Annotated in this window: 23 protein-coding genes and 2 pseudogenes; 6 read left to right on the forward strand and 19 right to left on the reverse strand. The window is 39.5% G+C overall.

The annotated features are described in order from the left end of the window. Positions 1–239 precede the first annotated feature (239 nt). A complete protein-coding gene (locus AB5062_RS14945) occupies positions 240–1,346 on the forward strand; it encodes a competence protein CoiA family protein (protein ID WP_032952428.1) in 1,107 nt (368 codons plus the stop codon). Between the two features lie 278 nt (positions 1,347–1,624). Here the strand turns inward: AB5062_RS14945 and AB5062_RS14950 are convergent, their stop codons facing one another. From AB5062_RS14950 to AB5062_RS15015, 14 genes and pseudogenes are all read right to left on the reverse strand, one after another. Continuing rightward, a complete protein-coding gene (locus tag AB5062_RS14950) occupies positions 1,625–2,152 on the reverse strand; it encodes a hypothetical protein (protein ID WP_182431288.1) in 528 nt (175 codons plus the stop codon). Between the two features lie 4 nt (positions 2,153–2,156). Beyond that, positions 2,157–3,365, reverse strand: a pseudogene (locus AB5062_RS14955) (relaxase). After that, positions 3,362–3,724: pseudogene (locus AB5062_RS14960) on the reverse strand (metalloproteinase). Before AB5062_RS14960 ends, AB5062_RS14955 begins: the two co-directional pseudogenes overlap by 4 nt. Before the next feature lie 387 nt (positions 3,725–4,111). Further along, entirely contained in the window at positions 4,112–5,182 is a 1,071-nt protein-coding gene (locus AB5062_RS14965; protein WP_032952426.1) for an AAA family ATPase, read from the reverse strand. 5 nt (positions 5,183–5,187) lie between these two features. Beyond that, complete coding sequence (locus AB5062_RS14970; RefSeq protein ID WP_032952425.1) at positions 5,188–5,562, reverse strand: helix-turn-helix domain-containing protein; 375 nt, start codon at positions 5,560–5,562, stop codon at positions 5,188–5,190. A 93-nt stretch (positions 5,563–5,655) separates the two neighbouring features. Continuing rightward, complete coding sequence (locus AB5062_RS14975; RefSeq protein ID WP_227238689.1) at positions 5,656–6,378, reverse strand: hypothetical protein; 723 nt, start codon at positions 6,376–6,378, stop codon at positions 5,656–5,658. A gap of 455 nt (positions 6,379–6,833) precedes the next feature. Further along, on the reverse strand, positions 6,834–7,949 hold the full coding sequence (locus tag AB5062_RS14980) for a site-specific integrase (RefSeq protein WP_032952422.1): 1,116 nt from the start codon (positions 7,947–7,949) through the stop codon (positions 6,834–6,836). 117 nt (positions 7,950–8,066) lie between these two features. Continuing rightward, complete coding sequence (locus tag AB5062_RS14985) at positions 8,067–8,942, reverse strand: helix-turn-helix domain-containing protein (RefSeq protein WP_032952420.1); 876 nt, start codon at positions 8,940–8,942, stop codon at positions 8,067–8,069. Between the two features lie 284 nt (positions 8,943–9,226). Further along, positions 9,227–10,720 (reverse strand): tRNA uridine-5-carboxymethylaminomethyl(34) synthesis GTPase MnmE, encoded by a 1,494-nt coding sequence (mnmE, locus tag AB5062_RS14990; RefSeq protein ID WP_057280501.1) that lies wholly within the window; start codon positions 10,718–10,720, stop codon positions 9,227–9,229. 13 nt (positions 10,721–10,733) lie between these two features. Next, positions 10,734–11,219, reverse strand: a complete 486-nt coding sequence (locus AB5062_RS14995; RefSeq protein ID WP_012055800.1) for a GAF domain-containing protein — start codon at positions 11,217–11,219, stop codon at positions 10,734–10,736. 208 nt (positions 11,220–11,427) lie between these two features. Then, positions 11,428–12,306 carry a nucleoside phosphorylase gene (locus tag AB5062_RS15000; protein WP_005839407.1) on the reverse strand — a complete coding sequence of 293 codons (879 nt, stop codon included), beginning with the start codon at positions 12,304–12,306 and terminating at the stop codon, positions 11,428–11,430. Between the two features lie 193 nt (positions 12,307–12,499). Further along, positions 12,500–13,498, reverse strand: a complete 999-nt coding sequence (floA, locus tag AB5062_RS15005; RefSeq protein WP_005839405.1) for a flotillin-like protein FloA — start codon at positions 13,496–13,498, stop codon at positions 12,500–12,502. Positions 13,499–13,643: 145 nt separating this feature from the next. Then, entirely contained in the window at positions 13,644–14,114 is a 471-nt protein-coding gene (locus AB5062_RS15010) for an NfeD family protein (protein WP_005839403.1), read from the reverse strand. A 13-nt stretch (positions 14,115–14,127) separates the two neighbouring features. After that, the gene (locus AB5062_RS15015) at positions 14,128–15,537 is read right to left on the reverse strand and encodes a tetratricopeptide repeat protein (RefSeq protein WP_012055799.1); all 1,410 of its coding nucleotides are present in this window, start codon (positions 15,535–15,537) and stop codon (positions 14,128–14,130) included. Between the two features lie 143 nt (positions 15,538–15,680). On the opposite strand from AB5062_RS15015, the gene AB5062_RS15020 reads away from it, so the two are divergent. Further along, on the forward strand, positions 15,681–16,436 hold the full coding sequence (locus AB5062_RS15020) for an ATP-binding protein (protein WP_005839398.1): 756 nt from the start codon (positions 15,681–15,683) through the stop codon (positions 16,434–16,436). A 344-nt stretch (positions 16,437–16,780) separates the two neighbouring features. Continuing rightward, positions 16,781–16,957 carry a hypothetical protein gene (locus tag AB5062_RS15025; RefSeq protein ID WP_005851777.1) on the forward strand — a complete coding sequence of 59 codons (177 nt, stop codon included), beginning with the start codon at positions 16,781–16,783 and terminating at the stop codon, positions 16,955–16,957. A gap of 172 nt (positions 16,958–17,129) precedes the next feature. On the opposite strand, the gene AB5062_RS15030 is transcribed toward AB5062_RS15025, so the two are convergent. After that, positions 17,130–17,351, reverse strand: coding sequence for a hypothetical protein (locus tag AB5062_RS15030; protein WP_016270538.1), 222 nt, complete (start codon positions 17,349–17,351; stop codon positions 17,130–17,132). 1,270 nt (positions 17,352–18,621) lie between these two features. On the opposite strand from AB5062_RS15030, the gene AB5062_RS15035 reads away from it, so the two are divergent. Beyond that, a complete protein-coding gene (locus AB5062_RS15035; RefSeq protein WP_005851774.1) occupies positions 18,622–18,996 on the forward strand; it encodes a DMT family protein in 375 nt (124 codons plus the stop codon). Here AB5062_RS15035 and AB5062_RS15040 read toward each other — a convergent pair. The 4 genes from AB5062_RS15040 to serS all read right to left on the reverse strand — a co-directional run bounded on the left by AB5062_RS15040 (position 18,943) and on the right by serS (position 25,236). Beyond that, entirely contained in the window at positions 18,943–19,713 is a 771-nt protein-coding gene (locus AB5062_RS15040; protein WP_012055795.1) for a DUF4858 domain-containing protein, read from the reverse strand. The two genes, AB5062_RS15035 and AB5062_RS15040, sit on opposite strands and share 54 nt — an antisense overlap. A 410-nt stretch (positions 19,714–20,123) precedes the next feature. Next, positions 20,124–22,421 carry a bifunctional dihydroorotate dehydrogenase B NAD binding subunit/NADPH-dependent glutamate synthase gene (locus AB5062_RS15045; protein ID WP_032952416.1) on the reverse strand — a complete coding sequence of 766 codons (2,298 nt, stop codon included), beginning with the start codon at positions 22,419–22,421 and terminating at the stop codon, positions 20,124–20,126. Between the two features lie 182 nt (positions 22,422–22,603). Continuing rightward, the gene (locus AB5062_RS15050; RefSeq protein ID WP_005839387.1) at positions 22,604–23,821 is read right to left on the reverse strand and encodes an MFS transporter; all 1,218 of its coding nucleotides are present in this window, start codon (positions 23,819–23,821) and stop codon (positions 22,604–22,606) included. Between the two features lie 140 nt (positions 23,822–23,961). Then, positions 23,962–25,236 (reverse strand): serine--tRNA ligase, encoded by a 1,275-nt coding sequence (gene serS, locus AB5062_RS15055; protein ID WP_005839384.1) that lies wholly within the window; start codon positions 25,234–25,236, stop codon positions 23,962–23,964. Positions 25,237–25,355: 119 nt separating this feature from the next. On the opposite strand from serS, the gene pnuC reads away from it, so the two are divergent. Both pnuC and AB5062_RS15065 read left to right on the forward strand, forming a co-directional pair. After that, entirely contained in the window at positions 25,356–25,928 is a 573-nt protein-coding gene (gene pnuC / locus AB5062_RS15060) for a nicotinamide riboside transporter PnuC (RefSeq protein ID WP_005851764.1), read from the forward strand. Beyond that, complete coding sequence (locus tag AB5062_RS15065) at positions 25,915–26,550, forward strand: thiamine diphosphokinase (RefSeq protein WP_005839379.1); 636 nt, start codon at positions 25,915–25,917, stop codon at positions 26,548–26,550. Before pnuC ends, AB5062_RS15065 begins: the two co-directional genes overlap by 14 nt. The last annotated feature ends 128 nt before the right edge of the window (positions 26,551–26,678 follow it).

The raw sequence follows: 26,678 nt of genomic DNA on the forward strand, positions 1-26,678 counted from the left end.
AGTTGAACTCTATGATACCAGATAGTAAGAAAAAGTAGGATATCTTATGATAAGGAATATATTCAAACTTTATACTACTTTTGGGGATTAGAATAGCCACTAAATATTTATTATGAAGGTATAAAATAAAGAACTCCATCTATATAATTAACGATCACAAAATATTCATTAAAATCTGTGATTACCTATACAATTATTAGCATAATAATTTAATAAAAGGTTTAGAGGAAGTACTGCTTATGCATCAGAAAGGTTTACTAACATACGCATTAAACTTAATTGGTAATCTTGTCTATATAGACGAAGTTGACACAGGGCAGCTTTGCAATTGTTATTGTCCATCATGTAAGGAAAAATTGGTAGCGAAAAATGGTGGAATGAAACGTGTCCATCATTTTGCTCATGCTTCTGGAGTAGATTGTGAAAATGCATATGAGACTATGTTGCATCAGTTGGCAAAATTAAGAGTTCAAGAGGCATTTCTATCTAAAGAAGTATTTAATGTTGGTTTTGAGTATCGTTCATATTGCCCACATGTAAAGACATGTGCATTCGTTAGATATGGAAATTGTTATATATCAACTCATAAAAGATTCAATTTAAAAGAGTTTTATGACTCATATGAACAAGAAATACAGTATGATTCAATTAACAGACGCTCTGATTTGAAAATATTTTCGTCTAAGAAGCCTCAATTGGCGCCTATATATATTGAATTTTTTGTTACTCATGCAAGTGATGTATCTAAATTGCATAATGGTGGTAAAATTATTGAAGTTAAGATTGAATCTGAAAATGACATTCAAAGAATTGTCGATGATGGTTTCATTGAATCCTCTAAATGTGATAGCAGGCTCCTAGAAGGAATAGAATCTGAAAATATAAGTGAAACAACGTTTTGGGGATTCAAGTCGGAGGACTATGATGCTAAAAATATTACACAAGAGATAGAATTTTCTCGTTATATTCTATATGCATCCGGTAAGTCACAATGTTATCAAGACACATCTTTGTGTAAGAATATAGCTAAAGTTAGGAAACAATCTCTTTTGGAAATATGCATTCATACACCTGTTGCTTTTGGAGTATATGAAATGGTTAAATATCAAGGATATAAAAGATTTGGTATTAAGAATTGTTTATACTGTAAAAATTTTGTTGACAGCTATGACGGCTCAGGAAAACTATGCCGCTTGTATAAATATTTAGGAATAGACCGGTTTGAGCAACATGATACTGCAAGAGCAAAATCTTGTCCTTCTTTCTTGATAAATCAAGATGAAATGAATAGGGAACTTGAACATTTTGATTCTTTGAATAATAGGGAATATACCGAGCTTGAATAATTTCCAACCACATAATATTATCTGCAAGTCAAAACTTTTCTTTTCCCGCTAATTTGAGTTTTTCGTGTAGGATTTAGTTCATTATAATTCTAATGTAGGCATAAAGTATTTATAATTAATAAAGTACTCGATTTGAAATTTTGTTAATGCTTGCTATGCTTGAAATGAAGAGTTAAAAATAAATAATAAATAAAATGTGTGACAAGAGTTACAGCTTGAAAACTATAATTCTTGTCACATTTTTTTAGAACAGAAAGCTATTGTTTAATATTTTTTCATCAGGTTTTATTTCCAAGTAACTTATGAACTACTATCACCATCGTAATTCCCAAGATCGCTATAAGCCCACATGCAGCAACCATCCTCCAAATTAACCAGGAATGCAAAAATTCTACATTCGCCACGATCATACAGATCAAAAAAGAGGATAGGGTAATTAGAATGACAATCAAAATATAAAATGCCTTATATGATAAATAAATGCGATTATCCATTTGAGCAATCCTTTGTTCTGCCTCAGTGCATTTGATCTCAATTTGGTTAATAAACCGGCCAAGAACGGTATTACCAAATTTAACAGCCTGATCTTGCGTATCCTGAGTAATAGACAGTTTGTATTTTCCTAATAAATCTACCAATGCGGTAAGATCCGTCCTCAATCCATACACATTGTCATTCAACTCGGCAAGTTCTTTTACGTTTATACCAAGCAGACGTTTTTCCTCCTCAAGATATTCATTTTGAGGAGTACTTTTGGTAACCTGCACTTCCTTCATTTCAGCGGTAAAATCAAATTTCTTTTTCATAAGCTCATCGTTTTAATCCAGTTTTCGGTTTCTTTCCTAAGGTACGAATGGCAGCACGGGCACATCTTTTTGCCCATAAGAGATCATCCTCGTCCTTATCTCTCCATGGCAATTCGCTTTGTGAACCACCGCCACCTCCGGTTGGTGCATTGGGAACTTCCAGCAATCCGACAAATATTGCTACTGCCATATCGGTTAACTCCTGTGAATTGGAAACGAAACGATAATCAAATTCATCGTTAAAATGGTTGAGTACCTTTTCTGGAATGTAGAACCGATGTTCCTGGCCTTCGTGACTCAATGTATAGGGAACCGTATTCGGATTGTAGATCTTATATTTGGTATAATCAGCGGATGCCGATGGCTTCTGAATCTGTTTCGAATCAGTGTCTTTAGGTTTGTTGTTTGCTGCAATGCCTGACCTATAATGAAGTTTCTCCCATGTGGCAGGAAGTTTTGAAACCATCAGGTTTTTACCAATACCCAGATCGGAAGCTTTGTATTTCGTCTTTCCTTTCATGATAGCATATCCGTGAAGAATACCATCATCGTCCTTTCGCTCATGTATGGTGTATCCTTTCTTTGTCAATGCTGCTTTGTATTCATCCCATGACCATGATGACATGGATTTAAGTACATTTATACAATCTCGTGTAATCAATATCATGTTGATATTTCTTACCTGTTCTGCTGTTGTCCATCCACGTTTCTTTGCCACTCTTTCTGCTGCCCACTGGGCACGAAGGTGTATATTGTGGTCGTTGTTAATCTTTCCGTCTTCATCCATCCGGCAGACAGCAGCATGAAGATGCGGAACTCCGCTATTGGATTCCATATGGAGCCAGACTGTGTATTTGCTGTTGGCCAGATTGGTCGGACAGTTTCGTACTTTCTCGTCCTTGTCTTTGAACACCTGTTTGTCAAACTCTTTAGCGAAATCCTGTCAAAGTTTTTGCCAGTCTTCAATGGTGAAGTCCTTGGTATGTTTGGGTGACGGACTAAGTTCAATTCTGATGACTGAGTTCTTCACCGGACGGAAGCGGGAAAGAGTAAATTGCATGGAATTCCAGACACCCATTGCATCTAGTTCCGATGGCATCATATTGTCCAATACCCGATAGATTTTTTCCGGATGTTTTTTATTATGTGATTCGCCTGTTATATAACGGATGTCGTTTATGCCATGCGATATTGCTTTAGCCTTTGCGATCATGATTCTTCAGTTTTATTATTGGTTGGAATACTGTTCGGCTCTTTTACGGAATTTAGGAACTGGCAGACATTTTCTGCCACATAGCCAAGCTCCTTCAGCCAGTTCACCATAAATGGAATCTAGTTGAACATCATGTGCCGTTGGCTTGCACTCATTCCATGAAGGGCTGATGTGTATTTCACCAGGTCAGCACGGCAGCTGTCCAGATTCTGCAGCAGTGCAGCTTCTTCTTTGGAGAGTCTTGCCTTTGGCTTATAATTATATGCCCGCGCAAGCAGATAATCGCTTACGGTCATTCCGCATTGTTCGGCCAGTGACTTGATATGTTCTTTCTGTCGGGGGCTGACTTTGGCCCCGATAAATACGGTCCTCCTGTTGTCCGGAGTCTAGTTCTGTTCTGTTTGTTTTATTATTTCTTTTTCCATGAAAATCTAATATTATAACGGGTTAAGGTGCGAGCCTGCGAGTATCGCACCGGCGAAGTGACTGAGCCGGCGAGAGCGCCAATGTACAACCATAATGGAGTGGAGGTTATACCTTAGCATATCTCGCAACAGATACCTGTTGAAACTGCACGGCAAGCCGTGTCGTATATACAAATGAAATTGGCATTTCGACTGCTACCATAAACGATATAAGTATTTTGATTATCCAATAAAAGGGGAGAAGATGAATATTCCCTATAACGTCTTTATGACTTTGCTTTATTCTAATATGTACACCCTGCCAATAAAGTAAAGCCGGATTCAATAATGGCTATCTGGGTTGATTTTATATTTCTTTCCCTCTTTTATGACCATCCTTTTGTTACTGAGGAAGGTGGCAACTTTAACCGCTTTGTTATGTCTCAGCTTAATATCCTGCAGGGCATATCCTTCCTTCAGCCGTTCTAGATAATCGTCATAACTGGTAATACAGACGTTTGTAAAAGCTGCGTCCAGAGCTGCCCGATGCACGCTCTCGGAAATTTCCTTGTACGGATCAAACGGTTCTTTTACAGGTCTTCCGATTTTCTTTTCCTGGGGTTGATAGGAATCCAGCAGTTCAGGTAAGACTTCATCGTTTATACGGAAAGCAAACGGTTCAAATGCCCGGTCACGGATATGAATGGCTTCTACTACGCTCACTGTTCTGTCCATTTTGTCCACTTCTACCTGCATGACTGTTTCTGCCTTGTTATTCAGTTCCGTGCCGATGTGACCACGGGCATTCTCGTCATTCTTGTTCTGATGGAGAATGGTATGAATGTGAATCTGGCGGTCATCCGTCCATTGCATGAATCTGGAAATAATATCGGTCGCTTCACTGGGGGAATTGATATCATAAAGAAAGTCTCGGATGCCATCTATAATCACCAGTCCGAGATCGGGGATTGTGCCGATAGCCTGTTCGACTATAGCCAGACGTATCGGAGGGGCGTACTTGCGCAAAGCCAGCATAATCAGATTGTCTGGATTCTTGTCCTCCGGGAGTCCGGCAAGGCGCAGGATTCTTTTCAATACCTTTTGGCAATGATGGCGTCCCTGTTCTGTATCAATGTACAACACAGTTCGCTTATCCTTTGGAAATGATGAACGGTATTTCAGCACAGTACCGTTTTTCAATGCCGATGCTGCAATGGCAGTAACGTTAAAAGTTTTCTTGCTTTTGGCCTTGCCTATAGAGGCACTGAAGTTCCCCAGTGTACCGATTGCGGCATCATCTACCATCAATACAACCGGTGACTGTTCATAAGCTCCGTTTGCACTTACAGCAGATTCCTCCATATAAGCGGTCAATTCCTCGTCAGTAGGAATTCTAATGTCTGTCTTGTCCATAGGCTTTACACGTTTTTAGGGTTAGCCTTACGACGGGTGACAGCAAGCATCTGTGTCTGTTCTTCTTCAAAAGTCAGTGGAACCTGTACCTTTCTTCCGGTCTCAAGCCATTTGTCCAGTTCATCACGATAGACAAAAAGATGTTTACCTTGTTTGATTACAGGAATGCCCCCATGCTTGACCTTATAATAAAATGAGGATTTGGATATGCCAAGGTAGGTACATACTTCATCCACCGTCATAGGAACGTGATGGTTCTCTTTGACCTTGTTTTGGACTGCCAGACTGTTTTTCAATACAGTTTCCAGATTTTCAATTCTCTTACATAATTCACCTACGACTGTAGGTAAATCGTTAAAGGTTAAATTTTTAAAATGCATAATGTCTTTATTTGTTGTGTTTAAATACGCCACAAACTAAATCAATGACATTATGCAGAAAAATAGGAGACGAGAATCATTTTCCGGTCTGTATTAATTCATTTTTTTCTCACATTGCGCTTTGTTTATAAGAGTATAATCAAATTTAAAATCATCATATTTTGGACTGTCAATAGGAATCTGACTGTGTATGGTATCTTTGAGATTCTTGACAAGGTATCCCAAAGTTGCATTTTTTAATTCATTAGGAAATATGGTTTTTATGAAATTGGCTCTTTCTGATAATGATATGCCTAACCGTTCGCCTATATTCCAGACAAAATGTCGTAATGAAGGTGATGTAAGAGGAGTTTCCATTTTTGAACGAATGGGTTTATACAAATCTGATTGCCCACTTGCCAAATGGTCTATGTTTTCATGTAGTATAAGCAGATTCTCTTTGGTAAGAAATTTTGCGGTAGAATAGGTGGTATATTCATGAATAGCATTTATAATCATTATTTTTCTCTCTAATTCTTCCTTCTGAATTTCTTCCATACGGCTTTCGAATCCCTGGAGATATGAAAAAGCTTCGGGTTTAACTTCTGAAGTAGGTTGTTGCTCCAAAACTTTGATTTCTTTCGAATCATCATGCTGTTCTGATATTGTAATGGATGTAACGATTTCAGAGCTGACAGCTTTATTTTCAGTCGTATCAGTATTCTTTGTCTTTTCCGGTAACTCAATCATTGAAATAACTTCTGTTGCATTGCTAACTTCAATCATTTCTATATCTGAAACTTCTACAGTTGGTTCACTGCATTCTTCAATTATCATATCTGGTTTGGGAATAACCTTGTCAGGTATAGAATTTCTTTGATTATCAGAAAAGATCTGCGGACATTCATCCGTAAGGAATATATAGAATACACGTTGTAATCCTCCGCACGTTATGATTATTACAACGGTTCCTAATATTATAGGTGTTGTATACCTGGTCAGATCTATCTGGTGATTAATGTACAGATATGTTGCAATTACTGAAAAAAGGATACAACTTACTGCAAGTATGAAACTTGTCTTTCGTGCCGATAATTTAATATTGTTTGTCATGTTCTGTAATTATATGTACTAGTTTTTATGGCAAATATATTTTCTATTTCCAAATAGTTGTAATTAGTGACAGATAATCGTTGAGATTTTAAGAAAAATAAGCCTAAAGTACGAAAATCATACTCTAAATCATACTATAATCATACTTTAGGCATATTATTTATATAGGATACAGACTGCTATTCTTTCCTTTTTAGGGTAATCTTATTGCTCGCTTCACGCTTGTTGCTGTCCACTACTTTCATGTATCTTTGAGTCGTGGTTATGCTCTTATGAGCCATCATACTTTGTATGGTACGGATGTCGGTCCCAGCCGCTCCTTGCAGGGTTGCGAATGTTCTACGATACGAATGGAATGTTATATTCTTGGTGATTCCGGCAGAGCGAATCCATTCCTTCATGGGAACCTGGGTCCAGCATCTTTTCAGACCTTTGAATACCAACCCCTTCTTCTCAGGTGAGTATTCTATTAACTTCAGAGCTTCATCACTAATGGGAATGATGTCTTCCGTCTTTGTCTTCTGTGTGATGGTGTGTACACATTTTCCTCCTGCTGCAAAATCAACAATTTCCTCCCAGCAGAGAGTAAGTATGTCACTGAGTCTCAAACTGGTCAGGCACGAAAAGAGGGAAGCGGTTTTTAGAACTGGTATCTTGCATGGTGTTTCAGCCAGACAGTACAATTCCTCAACACTCAGATAGTCCTTTACCACATCTTCCGGTTCAATCTTTTCCAGAAAATCATTTATGTTTGCCTTGATCAGCCGATTGCGATAGAGAATCTTCAGGAATCCTCTGAATGTGGACCAGTAGCCGGACGCTGAGTTTCGTGTAATATATCCATCCCGTTTTAGCTGTCTGGCATTGAGCAGATATTCACGAAACTTGTTACACAGCTCCACATCAATTTCTTCGAAAGTACATTTGCCATGTACGAAGTTATAGAAGTGCTGATAAACGAATTCCCATTTCTGGTCGTGCTTGGGAAGTTGCTTACGGTAGTATTCCAGAAAGTCTGCCTTATATTTCCTCTTGTCGAAGAAATCATATCGTTCGTTTACGATAGCTTCAAAGCGACGGCATCGGATGGCTTCTGCTTTCTCTGACATGGTTGCATTGAAGTCACGTTCCCGCTGATTCTTCGGATTTGCATAGATATAAATGTTCAAACCTTCGTGACGGATAGTCTTCATTGTTTCCTGGTCACGGTAGCCCGGATAATAGTCTAGATAGAAGGAAAGCATACCATTTTTTAACGGGCGGGTTCTTAAAGTTACAGTTTTACATTCTGACATAGTTACAAATGTTATTAGTTGACTTAAATTTTGCGGTGAAGATGCACAATGACTTTATGCAGACCGCATTCAGCATAAAATCATTTTCCAGTCTGTATATCTGTCTGTACAGATTCATTATCTGGCGCCCATAATGTGGTCAAATTCCACTTTCAGGAATCTCACAAAGCGCCCTTTCTTCTCCCGTTTTATTTCGTGGAATTGCAGAATGCCGTAAACAGAATCCCGTGTGAGACTATACTTCTTCATGGCTTCCTGTACGGTATAGTATTCTGAAGAATCATCTTCGGTTGTCTTCTTGGACAGATCGAAGTGAAGTTTTGAGTAGAATATCTGGCCGTGCTCTTTCTTTGAAGGGATGTTGTTGCGATAGACATGTGAACGGATGGCTACACGTGTCATCCCATAGTTTTTCTCGATTTCTTCCGGAGTGTACCATTCGGTCAAGGCATCATCCGTTTTATATTTGGCAAATGCCGCATCTATGTGCTTTTTACTGTAATAATTGAACTGGCGGATTCTGACTTTGGGAACATTGTTTTGCCGGGTATAGGTCCACACCCATTTGGTGTTGACTTTGTACTTTTCCGCAATCTGTTCAGCGGTATAATACTCGGTAACGTCAAATTCATCTTTTGGTCTGAGAACTTCATAAGGTTTTGTTTTCAGCATAAGTTCGATGTCGGCTCTTCTGATGAGCGACATTCTTGAACTTAACCTTGATGCACGAAGTTTGTCCTCTTTTACCAGTTTATAGACATACTGGCGAGAAACGCCCATTAGTCTGGCTGCTTGAGAAAAGGTAAAGTATTCCTGGCTCTCCAGTTTGTTCTTTACCTCCAGCATTTCTTGAAATTCGCGCATTTCCATTCTACGTTCCTTCATCCGGTGTTTATAACCTCTTTTGGAACATTGCGGACTACAATAATTGGTAGTGGTCTTTTTTGCCATGAAAGGCTTGCCGCACCACTGGCAGATTCTTTTTACTTCCATTTTTGTTATTCTCCATATTTTAGTGAAACATGAGCTTTTTACAGCTCGGATAATTTCCCTTTTTGTCTACTCACGTAAACCATTGTCAACACACGTCAACAAATGCGTCAGTGTGACATCGGGCAAAAGCCCTTAATTGTTCCGCGGTAGAAATACGGTAGAAAAATATGGTGAACAACAGTATCCAACTGTTTATAGCTGGATTTTTGGCAAATAAAAAAGCCGCTGAAAATCAGCGACTTCATTATAGTTGATTCTAATTTGTTGCAGTTGATTACAATATCTTACTTGCCGATGCAAAAGTTTTGAAATATATTTTGCAATGTTTCTTCCGAGGTTATACCTCCTTCTGCAACAATCTCACTTAGTTCGTGGATACATTGTCTTAAATCCTCACTTACCAAATCTCCTGATAATTCCAATTGCAATCCTTCCTGTACTCTATGAATAGAATCCAATGCTCGTGTTAATGCTTCGTAATGGCGTACATTTGTAATGATAATATCGTTTTGGTTGACTTCCGGTAAGGCAGCTGCCTGTACTAACTTCTTTTCCAGAATCGTTATATTTTCCCTTTTCTTTGCTGAGATAAATAGTTTTTCCACTTTCATGTCAGCAAATATGGCTGACAACTCTTCTTTTTGTGTTGCTAGTAACAGATCTGACTTATTAAATAAAATAATCATCTTTTTCCCTTCGCAGTGTGGAAGAATGTCGGCTTTTAATTCTTCGAACCGCCTTTGGGCATCTGTAGAGTCTATCATCCATAAAATGACATATGCTTGGTCCATCTTTTGGAAAGTACGTTCTATCCCTAGATTTTCTATTGCATCGTTCGTTTGGCGGATTCCAGCTGTATCAATAAATCGGAATGTGACACCTTGTAAATTGATCGTATCCTCTATTACGTCACGGGTCGTTCCATGGATATCACTGACAATGGCTTTTTCTTCATTCAGCAACGCATTCAGTAAGGTAGATTTTCCGGCATTTGTTTCTCCGATAATTGCTACAGGAATGCCATTCTTGATTGCGTTTCCTACACTGAAAGAATGAGCTAGCCGGGCAATAACTTGTTCGATATGGGTAGCTAGACTGCTCAGTTCGTCACGATTGGCGAATTCTAGTTCTTCATGATCACTGAAATCCAGTTCTAATTCCATTAACGAAGTGAAATGAAGTAATTGGTTACGCAGGTTAGAAAGTTCTTTACTGAATCCTCCGCGCATCTGGCTCATGGCTAGGCGATGGGTGGAGGCAGACGATGAGGCTATCAGATCGGCCACAGCTTCGGCTTGGCTCAAGTCCATTTTTCCGTTTAGAAAAGCACGTTGGGTGTATTCACCTGGTAGAGCGGCACGACATCCATTATAGATCAGGAGTTGTATAACTTGCTGCAGGATATAAGATGAACCGTGACACATGATTTCCGTACTGTCTTCACCGGTATAAGAATGGGGGGCGCGGAACAAGGAAATTAAAACTTCGTCAATTACTTCTTCTGCAGAAGAAGTAATTGACGAAGTTTTTTGTAACGTTTCACTTTTTTCTTGCGGAATTTCACTTGTTTGTTGGAAAAGTGTATTATTAATTTTTCGCTTTGGGGAACAAATCTTTCCGAAAGTAAGAGTATATGGTGCCCGTTCTGTCAGTGGCTTGCCTGTGGCGGGTGTAAATATGCGTGACGTTATTTCAATCGCTTTTGGGCCAGATACACGAATTATTCCGATGGCTCCTCCCTGGGCGGTGGCAATGGCACAGATTGTATCTTGGTTTATCATTTTCATTTGGTTAATAATATAATGTTTTAGCTACAATGGCTGTTACTTCTTCTAAATAACGGCGGTCTGTTTCATCAAAAAAGTTTAATAGATTACTGTCAATATCCAATACTCCCTTTACTTGTCCATTAGCAAGAATAGGAACAACAATTTCAGAGCGGGAAAGAGAACTGCAGGCTATATGTCCGGGGAATTGTTCTACATTGGGCACTATCAAGGTTCGGGCTTCTGCCCATGAGGTCCCACATACTCCCTTTCCTTTATGGATGCGATAACAGGCGGTGCTTCCCTGAAAAGGTCCTAAAATAAGTTGGTCGTCTTTAACCAGATAGAAACCTACCCAAAAAAAGCCGAAGGCTTCCCGAAGAGCAGCAGCAGTATTGGCCAAAACACTTATTTCTTCTTTTTCATCTGATATTAAAAGTTCAAACTGAGGGAGGAAAAGACGGTAACGTTCTACTTTATTACTAGTTGTTTGTTTGAAACTGGTTTCCATATTTTTATTTGTTTTATGAGGGGACATCTTGTTGTTTTTTACAAAAAATGGTCTTCTATGAAGCGATGTCCCCTGTTAGGTAAAAAGAGTTGGCTTATTCTGTAAAAAATCTGTTTATGCCAATCTTCTTCTGGATGATAATAAGAATAAGTATTGATAGATGATCCGGTGAATCTTATCCATATTATATAGACACCTAAATTGGGAATTATATTCTTTCCAAGACTTTTTCTATCAAACCATCAATAGAGTTTTTATAGCCGGTATTGGCTTCCTTTATTAGTCGGTTGGCAATCACCATACATACAGTCATGGCTTTGTGTCCCATCAGGCGTGCTAATCCGGCAAGGGCGGAACTTTCCATTTCAAAGTTAGTGATGCGATAGTCATTGTATTCAAATTTCTCAATCTTTTCATTCTGTTTAGGATCGGCCAATGGGATACGGAGTTCTCGTCCTTGCGGACCAAAAAAACCTCCTGCGGCGATAGTTACGCCACGGACCATATCATTTTGCGCAATGCGGTCTATTAATTCCCGGTCGGCATCAATAACGTATGGGTGGGCGATGCATACATTACCTTCCCACCCCATGTAATCTATAAAAGCTTGTTCTAATTTCAGATCGCAAACCTCATTGCGTCCGGCGTAGAAATTAAGCAGTCCGTCAAAACCGATAGACTTTTCAGAACAAACATAGGTACCAACAGGAGTATAAGGCTGTAATCCGCCACATGTACCGATACGTACTAATTCCAATTGGCGCAAGTGGTCTTTTTCATAACGGGTATTGAAATCAATATTGGCCAAAGCATCTAATTCATTCATCACAATGTCTATATTGTCACAACCTATACCGGTGGAAACTACGGTGAGACGTTTTCCTTTATAAGTACCGGTAATGGTCTTGAACTCACGGCTTTCTATTTCACATTCTTTAGTATCGAAATGAGAAGCTACTAATGCTACACGCCCGGGGTCACCTACTAGAATTATTTTATTTGCCAACTGTTCAGGTTTGATATGAAGGTGGAAGATAGAGCCGTCGGGATTGATAATCAACTCAGATTCTGCATAATATTTTTTCATAATCTTTATTTTTGTGGTTAATGGCCAGTATAATTAATGTTATATTTCTTGTCTTTTTAATGAGTATGCAAACAGATTATTTCCTAGATGTAGATGTTACGGATTTATAAACTTTCATTGATATTAGCATTATCAAGAGAAAAACAGTTCCATTCGCATCCAAGAAAAATATATTAATCGTTGAATACTAGTTTTATTTACTTAATGGCTCATTACCGAAAGTTGTTTCGGGTTTTGCAATATTTTCACGCATGGAGGTATCTGCTTGTATATTCTTCATGCGGTAATAGTCCATAATACCTAGGTTGCCACTACGGAATGCTTCCGCCATGGCCTTGGGCACTTCGGCCTCTGCCTGAATTACATTCGCGCGTGCCTCTTCTGCTTTGGCTTTCATTTCCTGTTCCAAGGCGACGGCCATTGCACGGCGTTCTTCTGCTTTGGCTTGTGCAATATTCTTGTCGGCATTGGCCTGGTCTATTTGTAAAGCAGCTCCAATATTTCTGCCTATATCAATATCAGCTATATCAATAGACAGGATTTCGAAAGCCGTACCGGCATCTAAGCCCTTGCGGAGTACTAATTTAGAGATAGAATCAGGATTTTCCAATACGGATTTGTGATTTTCGGACGATCCGATAGAGGACACGATACCTTCACCAACACGTGCTAGAATCGTGTCTTCTCCAGCACCTCCTACTAATTGGCGGATATTGGCGCGTACGGTGACACGAGCTTTAGCTATAAGCTGTATGCCGTCTTTGGCTACAGCGGTAACGGGAGGGGTGTCAATAACCTTAGGGTTCACTGACATTTGCACGGCTTCGAATACGTCACGACCGGCTAGGTCAATACCAGTTGCCATTTGGAAAGACAGTTCGATATTGGCTTTGGACGCGGATACTAGTGCGTGCACTACTTTTTCCACATGCCCGCCTGCCATATAATGAGCTTCCAATTCATCTCGGGTTATGTTGCTTAAGCCGGCTTTGTGTGCTTCAATCATTGCCGGGACAATGACATAAGGAGGGACATTACGGATGCGCATTAAGAATAATTGCACCAATGAGATGCGTACCCCCGAAACTTTGGCAGACAGCCAGAGGAAAAATGGTACATAATGAAAGAATAGTACCACGAAAATAATTCCACCTCCTATAAGGATGAAAGGAAGATAGTTGGGTTCGATCATAATAATCAGTTGTTTAAAAGTAAATATTTATATTTGAACAGCTCAATATCAAGTTTTTGCTGTTTTCACTATTGTCTAAAATATGCTTGAATGAGAATGTCAATCAAGAAACCTGATAAATTCGTATTTGTAAGTCATTTCTCTATCATTGGTTGAATTTGCGTACAATCACCGTTCCTTCAACCATTCTTTCTACATAAATGGGAGTATTCTCATCAATCAAACCATCGGCAGAGCGCACTTCGATGATGTGTCCGTTAAAGTTTGCATTGCCTATCAGTGCAAGGCGGGTTATTGCTATACCTTTGTCTCCGATGCGGATATGGGTTCCTTTTAGGGGATCGATTTTATAATCCAGTGTTTTCTTCAAAGAAAGCTTGTCCATGGTTTTTGAGTGCATAAACCAAACGATAATGGCTATGCAACTTAGGACGGATGCTATCAAAGTAATGAATCCTGCTATCGGTCCTAATGTGTCGAAAGCGTAATAGTTGGCATATAGCAGGCAGATGGCTGATGCTATTCCGGCTATACTGATGCCGGGAATAAGGAAAACCTCTACAATAAAGAGAAGTAGTCCTGCCAAGATGAGCGATACGATAATAAATACTTCCATAAATATCTTTGTATTAGTGTTTCAACTTCTTTATTTCTTCGTTGCGGACACTGATATCCAGTTGGGCCATTTCTTTCAGAAGTTGTTCAGTACGTTTTTCCAATTCCAAAATGGCGGGTGTCAGATTCTTCTTTCGTGCACTGTTCCCTTGGGCATATTGTTCGCGCTTGTCATCCAAATTTTTCTTCAGGTTGTCATAATCCTTCTGCTTTTGTATTCTTTGCTGGTAAAGTTTGCGTGCTTCGGCAGAGCGGAAGTCGTTCAATGTGTGGTAAACGGCAGAATCATCTATTATCAAGGTGAAGTCTTTTTGTTGTTCTCCGGATTCTTTGGCATACATTATGGCTGCCAGGCGTTGCTTGCCGGTTCGTACTTTCTCTTCATCTTTCCAAGTGGTATGGATAGAGCGCAGGCTGGCTGCATTTATGATGATCTGTTCGTCTGTACTTTCATAATTGTATACTTCTTTTGAAGAGTTCGGTACAAACACATAGATACAGACTTTGTTATCAGGCTGATAGCGGTCTGAAGCAAACCAGCCGATATTGTTGAATTCATCAATGGCATACATATAGTCATTGGCGGGAGAGTTAAATGGCATTCCTATATTATCGGGACGAAGATAATTGCTATTTTCCGAATCATAGCGAGTTACAAAAATATCGTATCCTCCCAAAGAGCCTTCTCCATCCGATGCATAATACAAGGTAATGCCATCTGACATTAAGAAGGGATAGTTTACATTTCCCTGTTCATTAAGGGACGTGAGGGGTTCGGGCTCGCTCCAGCCGTCCAACAGACGGATACGGGAGTACAGTTGCATCTTGCCGTCTGTGCTTTGGTTTCCGTAGAGTACTTTATTGCCCATTTCGGTCTGATAGACAGTCCCGGATATCGCAGGATCGTGATAGAGTGCCCCCGACTCTCTACTGATTTTATATGCTTTTAGAAAATCATTTTTATCGACTACAAAGCTGTCTATTACAGTAATGTTTTCCACTCCTTTTATCATACGGGCTGCTTGCTTTATTTGTTCCAGCTCTGCTTCAGCCATTTCGGTAGGGCGTTTTTTCTTTTCCAACCATTCTATGTGTTGTTCGTAGTTATCTACGGCATCGTCAAACCGATAGATGTCATAATATAGTTTTCCTAAGTAGCGGTATGCGTCAATGACTTTGCGGGCGGCGCTTTTTTCAAGGTAGGGCTGTGCTTCTTTTTTTTCTCCTGTTTCATAACAACATGCGCCATACCAATAATTATAATTGGCGTTAGAAGGGGCTTGTTTTACCAGCTTTTGGAAAGCAGGTTTGGCTTGTTCAAATTCTCCGTTCAGGAAAAGTTGTTTGGCTTGCGCCAAGCTTTGTGCCGCAGCATTGCCTGCGCAGCATAAAGTAAATAAACCAATGATATATTTTTTGTACATAGTTAGTTTATAATCCGTATTATTTAGATTCAAAAATACAAATATTAATTGGAATTCTCATGCTTCACATAATTCTATTTTGTTAAATCTTCCATAAATCATTCTTTTCATGTACTTTTGTGCCCTATTTTTAAAGAAGATGTATGGCACAATTTACGGAAGACGAGAAAATAATGCGAAGGTTGGAGCAACGCTTTAACAAGGGGGTGGTAAAGTATCGCTTGATTGAGGATGGTGATAAAATTTTGATAGGTCTTTCTGGTGGGAAGGATTCTTTGGCTCTGTTGGAGCTATTGGCAAGGCGTTCACGTATTTTGAAACCGAAATTTACAGTGATAGCTGTGCATGTAGGCATGACAAATATTCCTTATCAATCTGATTTGGAATATCTGAAAGGCTACTCAGAGGATTTAGGGGTGCCGTTTGTGCATTATGAAACTTTTTTTGATCCGAGTACCGACACTCGGAAGTCTCCTTGTTTCCTTTGTTCTTGGAATCGGAGAAAAGCTTTGTTCACGGTGGCAAAGGAGCAGGGGTGCAATAAGATTGCTTTAGGACATCATATGGATGATATCTTGGAAACTTTGTTGATGAATATTACTTTTCAGGGAGCCTTCAGTACAATGCCTCCTAAATTAGTGATGCGTAAATTTGAGATGACAATTATTCGTCCGATGTGCTTGGTACATGAAGCGGATTTAATTGAAATGGCACGTATCCGCGGTTTTCGTAAACAGATCAAAGATTGTCCTTATGAAAGTTTGTCGAATCGTTCAAATATGAAAGAGGTTTTATATTCTCTAGAAAAAATGAATCCTGAAGCACGGTATAGTTTGTGGAAATGCATGACAAATATTCAGGAAGAATTGTTGCCTGGGATGAATGAACACGATTTATAGTGGATATGGTTGTTTTGTTATTAGGGGATATAACGAAACTGCTTATAGTTAGTTGTTTGTACTTGTGTGCAGCTTAACCAACTATCAATATTATTAATGTATTTAGATGAGGAAGAATGTTATAAAGTTATCCTTCCTGTTGTTTGTTGTGCCGGATACAAGGTGATGTACATGTCTGGTTTGTTGGGGAAAGTGTAGAAATATTCTACAATGAAAATGTGGATCTTTTTCTTTGAAAATAGCTTATTCTTAATGTATTTAATTGATAATCAAAGCCTGTCTTGTTTTGGCATAGGCTTTGTTTTCTCTTTGTCATAAGAATAACCATTTAAATATATTAGGATATGAGAAAGTTTTTTGTTGTGTTAGTATGGGTAATGGGATTAGGACTTGCAGCGTTGTTTGCAAAAGATATAGTACGTGGAGTGAAGAATGTGATTGCGATAAATCATTTTACCCCTGTTGAGGTGAATAATGCTCCAACAGGATGGCATCAAGACTTGTGTTGTTATCTTAATTAATTTGCCGTCATAGAGATTTTGTTCATAATTGAAATTGGAAACAACTGTTTTTTATGGCAGCTGTTTCCAATTTATTTGTATTCAGTTGTCCTTATACTCTTTTCGCCAAGTGATTTTTGTACACTAGCCTAGGACAAATGTAAAATAGTAAAGGGGATTGGATGAATAGTTATTAATGAATGTTTTTAATGTCATCCTGTACTATCTGATCCATTTCTTTCATTAGTTTTTTGGGATTCTTTTTAGGGGAGAGTCCTTTATCTTTTTCTTCATGCAAAAGATCTGTTTCAGTTATGTTCTCACTCCAGTCTTCGAACATATTTGTTGCCGGTTGTCCTGATAATGTTACATTCTCTTCTGCAATAGGGACATTTCTCTCAATAATTTTTTCCATAATCTAATCTATTTATTGTTTCCTAGATGACAAATACGGGTAGAAATGGTTTAATGATTTAATAAAGTTTGAAGTTTGTGATAAATAGAAAGTTCTTGAACAAGCTAGCAAGACTTTATTTGCGGGCAATGTTTTATTTCTTTTTTTAAATGACTTTGCCTTGTAAAGAGTGCTTCTCTGTCCTTTCAATTGAAAAACAAGTTTTTAACAAGCGGTTTTTTCGGTCTGTTTGAGGTTTATCTGCAAAATCGTGGGGAAGGACTTTGGTTCTTGAAGGATTGTTTTGTTCTCTGATAGCTTTCAGAAATGTTCTTGACGTATCAGTTTTTCTCTTGAGGAAGTTCGGATGTTTATGCCCTCATGCCCTCACTGTCTGTATAACAGACTAATTATAAACAACTTATATGCATATAGTAAAAATATTTGTTCTCACTTATGCTCTCATGCTCTCATAGTGTTCTAAAATATGTTTTCGTGTAACATGCTTGTCCTCAGTTATATACATATATTGTGGGCTATTTCAGGCTTGATAGGGAGTAGGGTGTTTTCAGGCTTTTTTCTCGCAAGAAGTGTGCATAAGGGGGGGATTTCCATAGAATGACGGTTTACAAAGTTCCGGTAACGGTAAAAAAGATCAAGACGTTTTTAAAAAACGCCCTTGTCTTTGATATGGAATTTTATTTTGGACATATAATTATACATACATACGTCCGCACAAGTCTATACGTATGTATAACTATATGGGAATATACGTGTACAAACATGTTTTCTGATGCGGGAAAAACATACTTTGGCATTCCCTATATTTTTGCAAGCAATCTTACTTTGGTTTTTGCCTTTTTCATTTTGTCTCATTTTTAGTAGTGACACTTTTTTTGGGGGGGGCTAACAAGAATAAAATAAAAAAGGCTATCTTCCCAGACAGCCAATCTTTTGTTAACCTTAAATCTAATACTATGAAAAACACAGTGCAAATATACGAATTTCTGAGATGGGTCCAAATTCTTAGAAAGAAAAAAAGCTTGTTATAACATGGTTTAGCAAATGAACTTTTTTCTTAACAAATAGCAGATTGAAAGAGTGGAATTGGTTGCTTTTTTGTTCAACGGAAATAAAACATGCTTGTTGCGGCAATAACTCATTGTATTATTCTTAATTCGATTATTTCCATTATCTTTGCACTCCCAAAATGCTTGTTGATATGCAGTTGTTAAAAGCATAATGGATATTATAGGCAGATTGTTTCCAGATAAAAAATAGATTAGAATATATGTTGTCTCATGGTATTTATTCAGTAATTTTGCTGATTTTTTCAAATGTCTTTATGACGTTTGCTTGGTATGGTCATTTAAAAATGCGACAAGAGTTCAGTTGGTTTGCAGCCCTTCCGTTGATTGGTGTGATTGCATTTAGTTGGGCAATTGCTTTTTTTGAATATTGTCTTCAGGTTCCTGCCAATCGTCTTGGGTTTAAAGATAGTGGAGGACCGTTTGATATTATGCAACTCAAGGTGATTCAAGAAGTCATCACATTGGCTGTATTTACATTATTTTCTGTTTGGGCATTTAAAACAGAACTGAAGTGGAACCATTTAGCGGCTTTTCTCTGTTTGGTCCTTGCCGTTTATTTTGTCTTTAAGAAGTAATGAGTTTTGGTTAATAATTGCTGAATCCTTTTTGATAAGCAAAGTGTCTTGTTTGGGCAATGAATCTTGTTCAGATACTTTGCTGATTCTAGGAAACAAGATGGAATCCTGTCGGGTTGGTACGTAACTTTGATAGATTTTCCAACCTTTGGCACGATTACGATTACGTCGGATGGCACGTCCTCGTTTGGTTAAAGATTCATACAGGAATTTGTCGGCATCCAGTCCTCCTATTAATGGGTTATTACTGGGAGTTACCGTTTGATCCATGCCGGCAGGTAATATTACATAGCCGTTTCGCAAACCGGGAATCAGTTTGATATTTAGTTTCCATGATATTGTCAGAGAGTCTTTTCTTTTCAAGAAAATGGGATCATTAACCGGATCTTCATGCCATGTGGTGTAAGGAGTGTAGGGAGTAAGACGCACAAAGTTAGGGCGTACCCATTTGGTTGTGTCGCCGAAGTTTTTAGGCAAGTCTTTCAGAAACTTCATCCACGGTTTGTCTTCGGACATGATTGGAGTACCTTTTATATTGTCTTTGTCCGATTGAAAGTCGAAATGGATAGACTTTACGGCTTCTGTGTTGATTTTTAGTTCTCCATCTCCATTCAATAGCTCCTGTAAACGAATCGAGTCCTGTTTGTTCCATTGTGCTTGTGCTGTCAGTATACTGATAGTGCAGAATAATATGCTAAAATTTACCCTTTGGGTCATTCGTTTTTTCTTTATGGTTATAATTGGTAACAAAAGTAATCTGGAGTGAGTTTAATGCTGGTTAAATTTGAGTTATTAATTGTTTATAATGTGAATACTTTAAATTTTATTTGGTTAATAAAAGGATTCGTTTACACCTCTTTTGTTGTCATGGAGCACATTTCATATAGACATTTAGATAGTTACTTCAATATTTGGTAATCAAGTTTTGTATTTTATTTCCAGATATAGTGACAGGGTTCATATTCATGGTATGTATTTCAATTGATGTCAGTACATTGGTCAGATAGGCGATATAGGTCTATATGGATTTATGGGGTCCATTCTGTCTGTGTGATTTATTTTCGGTATAGAATAAAAATAGCCCGTTAATTTTTAATAACGGGCTAAATTAGTGAAAATGATAATATTTATTTGGAGGAGAGTTGTGCATGCATGGAAGCAGCTGCTTTACGTCCGTCACCCATTGCAAGGATAACTGTAGCTCCACCACGCACAATATCGCCACCGGCATAAATAGTCGGGATTGACGATTGCATATTTTCATTTACGGCAATTGTTCCTTTGCGTCCCAATTCCAATCCCGGGATGGAACTGGGAACAATCGGGTTAGGGGAGACGCCTACGCTGACTATCGCCATATCAATGTCAATGGTTTCTGTTGCTCCTGGAATAGCTATCGGACTGCGACGGCCGGAAGCATCTGGTTCGCCTAATTCCATTTTCTGTAAAACGACTTGTTTCACACGCCCCTTTTCATCGGCAATATATTCTATGGGGTTATGCAGAGTCAGGAATTCCACACCTTCTTCTTTAGCATGTTTCACTTCCTCCAGGCGGGCAGGCATTTCTTCTTCCGAACGGCGGTAAATAATCATTGCACGTTCTGCTCCCAAGCGGCGTGCTGTGCGGACAGAGTCCATAGCTGTGTTACCACCGCCGATTACTGCTACACGTTTGCCGAATGTTACAGGAGTATCCGAATCCTCACTGGCTGCATCCATTAGATTTACACGAGTCAGATATTCGTTGGAAGACATGATATTGATAGAATTTTCACCCGGGATATTCATGAAGTTGGGAAGCCCGGCACCTGCTGCTACAAATATACCTTTGAAATCTTCTGCTTCCAAGTCTTCCACACTGATTGTCTTTCCTACGATGCAGTCCTTCATGAATTTGACACCCATCTTGGATAAATTGTCAATTTCTACATCTACGATTTTATTGGGTAGGCGGAATTCGGGAATCCCATATTTTAATACACCCCCTATTTCATGTAAAGCTTCGAATACAGTGACATCGTATCCCTGTTTAGCCATATCTCCAGCAAATGAGAGTCCGGCGGGACCTGAACCGATAACTGCCACTTTTATGTTGTTCTTTTGCGCTACTTCCGGTACGGATATTTGACCGCTTTCACGTTCGTAATCAGCAGCAAAACGTTCCAAATAGCCTATGGCAACGGCTTCGTGTCCGGCTTTCAGATGAGTGCATTGTGATTCACACTGTTTTTCTTGAGGACATACACGCCCGCAGACAGCAGGTAATGCACTGGTTGCTTTTAAGGTTTTGGCAGCTTCAAGGAATTCACCGCGTTCTATATTTTTGATGAATTTCGGGATATTGATTCCTACGGGGCATCCGTTCATACAAGTAGGGTTGGGGCAGTCCAAACAACGTTTTGCTTCCGTTACAGCTTGCTCTTCATTCAAACCTAGATTGACTTCTTCCTTACGGCTATGTGAACGGTATTCTGCATCCAGTTCGTTCATTTTTACACGGGGGATAGCCATTCGTTCTTTAGGCTTCATGGCTTTACGTAAGCTTGCACGCCATTCGGCATCCCGGCCGTCCAGTTCTTTAGTCGCTTCACAAGTCGTCGGCTTTTCGGTGTCTAGTTTGTGAATTTCTTCTTTTTCTATATCTTTGAAAGCTCCCATGCGTTTCAACATTTCGTCAAAATCTACTTGATGGCCGTCGAATTCCGGGCCGTCAACACAAACAAAACGTGTTTTGCCTCCTACAGTGATACGGCAGGCACCACACATACCGGTTCCATCCACCATAATGGTGTTCAGAGAAACGTCGGTGGGAATTTCATATTTTTTAGTCAGCAGGCAAACGAATTTCATCATGATGGCAGGACCGATGGCGAAACATTTGTTTACCGTTTCACGTTTGATTACTTCCTCCACGCCTTCAGTCACTAATCCTTTGCGCCCGTATGAGCCGTCGTCTGTCATAATGATTACTTCATCAGAGCTTTCACGCATTTCTTTCTCAAGGATAATTAATTCTTTGGTACGTCCGGCCAATACGGTAATTACGCGGTTGCCGGCAGCTTTCAAGGCCTGTACGATAGGAAGCATCGGAGCAACGCCTACTCCTCCTCCGGCACAGACTACAGTTCCGAAATTTTCAATGTGGGTGGCTTTACCCAGCGGACCAACAACATCTGTAATATAATCTCCTTCGTTCAATTCACAAAGTCGTGTAGAAGAAAGACCAACTTCCTGTACTACCAGTGTGATGGTACCTTTTACGGGATCGGCACCGGCGATAGTAAGTGGCATACGTTCTCCTTTTTCACCGACACGGACAATTACGAAATGTCCGGCCTTACGTGACTTGGCAATCAGAGGTGCCTCTATGACCAATTTAAAGACCTTTTCCGAGAAATGTTCTTTTGAAATAATCTTATTCATTTTGCTATACTATAAGTTCGTTGTTTTTCTGAGTTGATTGTCAAATTGATAATTTATGCAAAGGTAGGATTATATTTTTTAAAGACAAAAGAAAAGCCGCCCTTTTGTGAGGGGCGGCTGATCCTATCATGATAAATCCGTTTTTGATTTTGTTGCAGTTTGTTCTTGATGTGAAAAAGAGATTATTTCTTTGTTCTGATTTTATATCCTATCATTCCATAATATAGGATGAAAAGGAAACAGGGAACACAGATCCAGTAGGAGGTCTGGAAGCTAGTTGCATCTTGAACCACACCGCGCACCCATGGCATAACCGCTCCACCGGCAATAGCCATGGTTAGCAATGAAGAGCCGGCTTTGGTGAATTTGCCGAGATCCGCCATTGCGAGAGGCCATAATGCGGGCCACATTAATGAGCATCCTAATGCCATAAAGAATATGCAATAGATTGAAATTTCAGCCGGCATGGTTGCTACTAATGCAGAACCAATGATGGCTATGATGGCACATATTTTCATTGCGGTAGCCTGGCTCAGATATTTAGGGATTAAGGTTGCGCCGCAAATGTATCCTACTACCATACCGATGGAAGGGATAAATCCGTAATTGTCACCCGGCAGCTCCAATGCTTTGGCATATCCGGTTGCAGTTGCCAAGGCTATGGTTTCCACACCTACATAAAGGAAAAGAGCAAGTACTCCTAATAGCAAGTGAGGAAATTGCATGATGGAAGTTTTACCTTCTGCATACGGACAGGCAACCGCTTCTTCCGCATCTGTGGCGGCATCCTCTCCGGCAGCTTTTACTTCAGGCAGTGGAGCCATTAAGGCGATAATGCCTAATACAACGAAAATACCGACAATAATACCAAATGGCTGGAACAAATCTTCCATTTTTATTTGGTCTATGGTTTTGCCGATTACTAAGGTGATAAAAAGAGTAGTAGCAGGCCAAGCCAGTTTGTTGCAAATACCCATGATGGAAATACGTTTTGCGGCAGACTCTATAGGTCCAAGAATAGTTACATATGGATTTACTGACGCTTGGAGTACTGCATTGGCGGCACCACAGATGAATGAGGCGAAAAGAAACCATACAATAGATTCTGTTGCGGCTGCTTGGATGAATAATCCGAAAGCGATCGCGAAAATGATGAATGAAAGAGCCATTGTTTTTTTGTAACCGATGGCTTCAATGCATTTGGTGGCCGGTATACCAAAAATTAGGAATGGAACAAACGTGGCGGCAAGCAGGAGATTGGATTCTGAAGCCGACATTTCCATTGACCGTTCTAATACCGGCATTAGGAAAGAGTTAATGCCCAATGCAAAACCAATTGCAAAAAACATCATGCCTACAAAGGCAAGAGGTACCATGAAATTTTTCTGTGAAGTATTCATAATAATAGGTTAAATGGTTAGTAATCAGGTTGAAATAATAAAAAAAGAATGTCATTCTGCATACAAGACAGAATCTGTCGGGAAAGATCGGATTCTGAATAATACTCAGAATGACATTCAATATATGTAATTAGCTGTTATTAGTCAATCATCTCGAATCCGCAATAAGGAACTAATGCTTTAGGGATACGGATACCTTCCGGAGTCTGATTATTTTCTAATAAGGCTGCAACAATACGCGGCAAAGCCAGTGCGGAACCGTTCAAAGTATGGCATAATTCTGTTTTCTTTTCGGCAGAACGGTAACGGCATTTCAGGCGATTAGCCTGATACGTATCGAAATTGGATACAGAACTTACTTCCAGCCAACGCTGTTGTGCTTCCGAATAAACCTCAAAGTCAAAGCAAAGTGCAGCTGTAAAACTCATATCACCACCGCAAAGGCGGAGAATGCGATAGGGGAGTTCTAATTTCTTCAACAGGCCTTCTACATGGTCCAACATTTCCTGATGTGACTGTTTGGAATGTTCGGGTTTGTCAATGCGTACCAGTTCTACTTTTGAGAATTCGTGCAAACGGTTCAACCCACGTACGTCTTTGCCGTAAGATCCGGCTTCACGACGGAAACATTGAGTATATGCGCAATTCTTGATAGGCAATTGTTTTTCGTCCAAAATCACGTCACGATAGATATTGGTTACAGGAACTTCTGCGGTTGGAATCAAGTACAAATCATCTACTTCACAATGATACATTTGTCCTTCTTTGTCGGGAAGTTGTCCTGTTCCGTAGCCCGATGCGGTGTTTACTACCGTCGGTGGCATGATTTCTTCGTAACCGGAAGCGCGGGCTTCATCCAGGAAGAAATTGATTAATGCGCGTTGAAGACGTGCCCCTTTACCTTTATATACAGGAAAACCTGCCCCTGTGATTTTCACGCCCAAGTCAAAATCTATCAAGTCGTATTTTTTGGCAAGTTCCCAATGGGGAAGCGCATTCTTGGGGAGTTCGGTTTCCATACCGCCCATTTTTTCCACCACATTGTCTTCAGCGCTTACACCTTCGGGCACACTGTCATAAGGAACATTGGGAATGGTGTAAAGCAGGTTGGTCATGTCTTCCTGTGCTTTGTCCATTTCTGCTTGTAAAGCTTTGCTGGTTTCTTTGATTTCGGCTACACGTGCTTTAGCTGTTTCAGCATCTTCTTTCTTCCCTTCTTTCATCAGTTGCCCGATAGATTTGGAGAGCGAGTTCACTTCTGCCAGGTTTTTATCTAATTGATTCTGCGTGCTACGTCTTTTGTCATTGAATGCAAGCACTTGTTCTATCGTTGCTTTTGCATCTTTAAAATGCTTCTTTTCCAGTCCGCGGATTACCTCTTCCGTATTCTCTGTAATTTGTTTAATGGTAAGCATATCTTTTCAGTCTTTTTGATATTTCTTGAATTAATGGACAAAGATAGATAAAAAAATGGTAAGGTGTATGAGTTATTCGTTACTTTTGCATCCGGATTAGAAAATGAAAAGTAAGAAAGATGAATTATCTTGAGATAGCGGGCGCTTTAATCGGTCTGCTTTATTTATGGTTTGAATATAGGGCGAGCATTTGGTTGTGGCCGGTCAGTGTCATTATGCCTGCCATTTATATAGTTGTTTATTATCAAGTGGGTCTGTATGCCGATTCTGTTATCAGTATCTATTATTTGTTGGCTGGAATTTATGGTTGGTGGATGTGGTTGCGCCATACGCCGGATAAAGGGGAGAAGCCTGTTTCCGGCACACCGTCTAAGCTGCTGTTGCCTATGTTTGTTGTGCTGCTTGTGGTGTTTGTGCTGATAGGGATTATTCTCGAAACTTGTACAGATAGTACGGTGCCCTGGTGGGATAGTTTTACAACAGCACTTAGTATTATTGCCATGTGGATGCTTGCACATAAATATGTGGAACAATGGTTGGCATGGCTGGTTGTTGATGCTGTTTCTTGTGGTATCTATATTTACAAAGATTTATATTTCACTTCTTTTTTGTATGGACTTTATGCGGTAATCGCTTGTTTCGGTTATTTGAAGTGGAAACAATTAATGAATTTATCTTATGAAAGAGTATAAATTACCGATAGGATGTGACGTGCCGGAAACAATTATTCTGGCTGATGGTGATTTCCCTTCCCATCCGTTGGCACTGGAGTGGTTGAGGCAGTGTCCTTATGTGGTTTGTTGTGACGGGGCAGCAAATACTTATATTCGTTCAGGTAGAATGCCGGAAGCCATTGTTGGCGATGGCGATTCTTTATTGCCGGATATTAAAGAGCGATATGCTTCGTTGATTCATAGTGAGGCAGAGCAGGAGACAAATGATTTGAGTAAGGCATTTCGCTTCTGCCTGTCACAGGAGAGGAAGCGTATTACTATCATGGGGGCTACAGGAAAAAGAGAAGATCATACAATAGGGAATGTCAGCTTGCTGGCGGATTATATGGAGCAGGCGGAGGTTAGTATGATGACTGATTATGGTATCTTTGTTCCCATAAGGGAGGACAGTATGTTTGAATCTTATATCGGTCAGCAGATTTCTGTTTTTAATATGAATAGTACGGCTTTATCTGCCGAAGGGTTGGCTTATCCTTTGTCTGTGTTTACCAATTGGTGGCAAGGGACTTTGAATGAGGCATTGGCCAGGCATTTTATAATCCGGACTGAAGGTAAGGTCTTAGTGTTCAGGGTATTCTAAAAGAAAAGACTCTTCAAGGAATGAAGAGTCTTTCAATTTTTTTATTTTGTAGGTACTGTCCAAAATTTTGTGTAAATGGAAACAGGATTCAGTTGTAAGTTTGTTCTTATATCTGGATTCTGTTTTCA

The organism is Phocaeicola sp. RTP21359st1_B8_RTP21360_211022, from assembly GCF_040911965.1.
In the GTDB taxonomy this organism is placed as follows: domain Bacteria; phylum Bacteroidota; class Bacteroidia; order Bacteroidales; family Bacteroidaceae; genus Phocaeicola; species Phocaeicola vulgatus.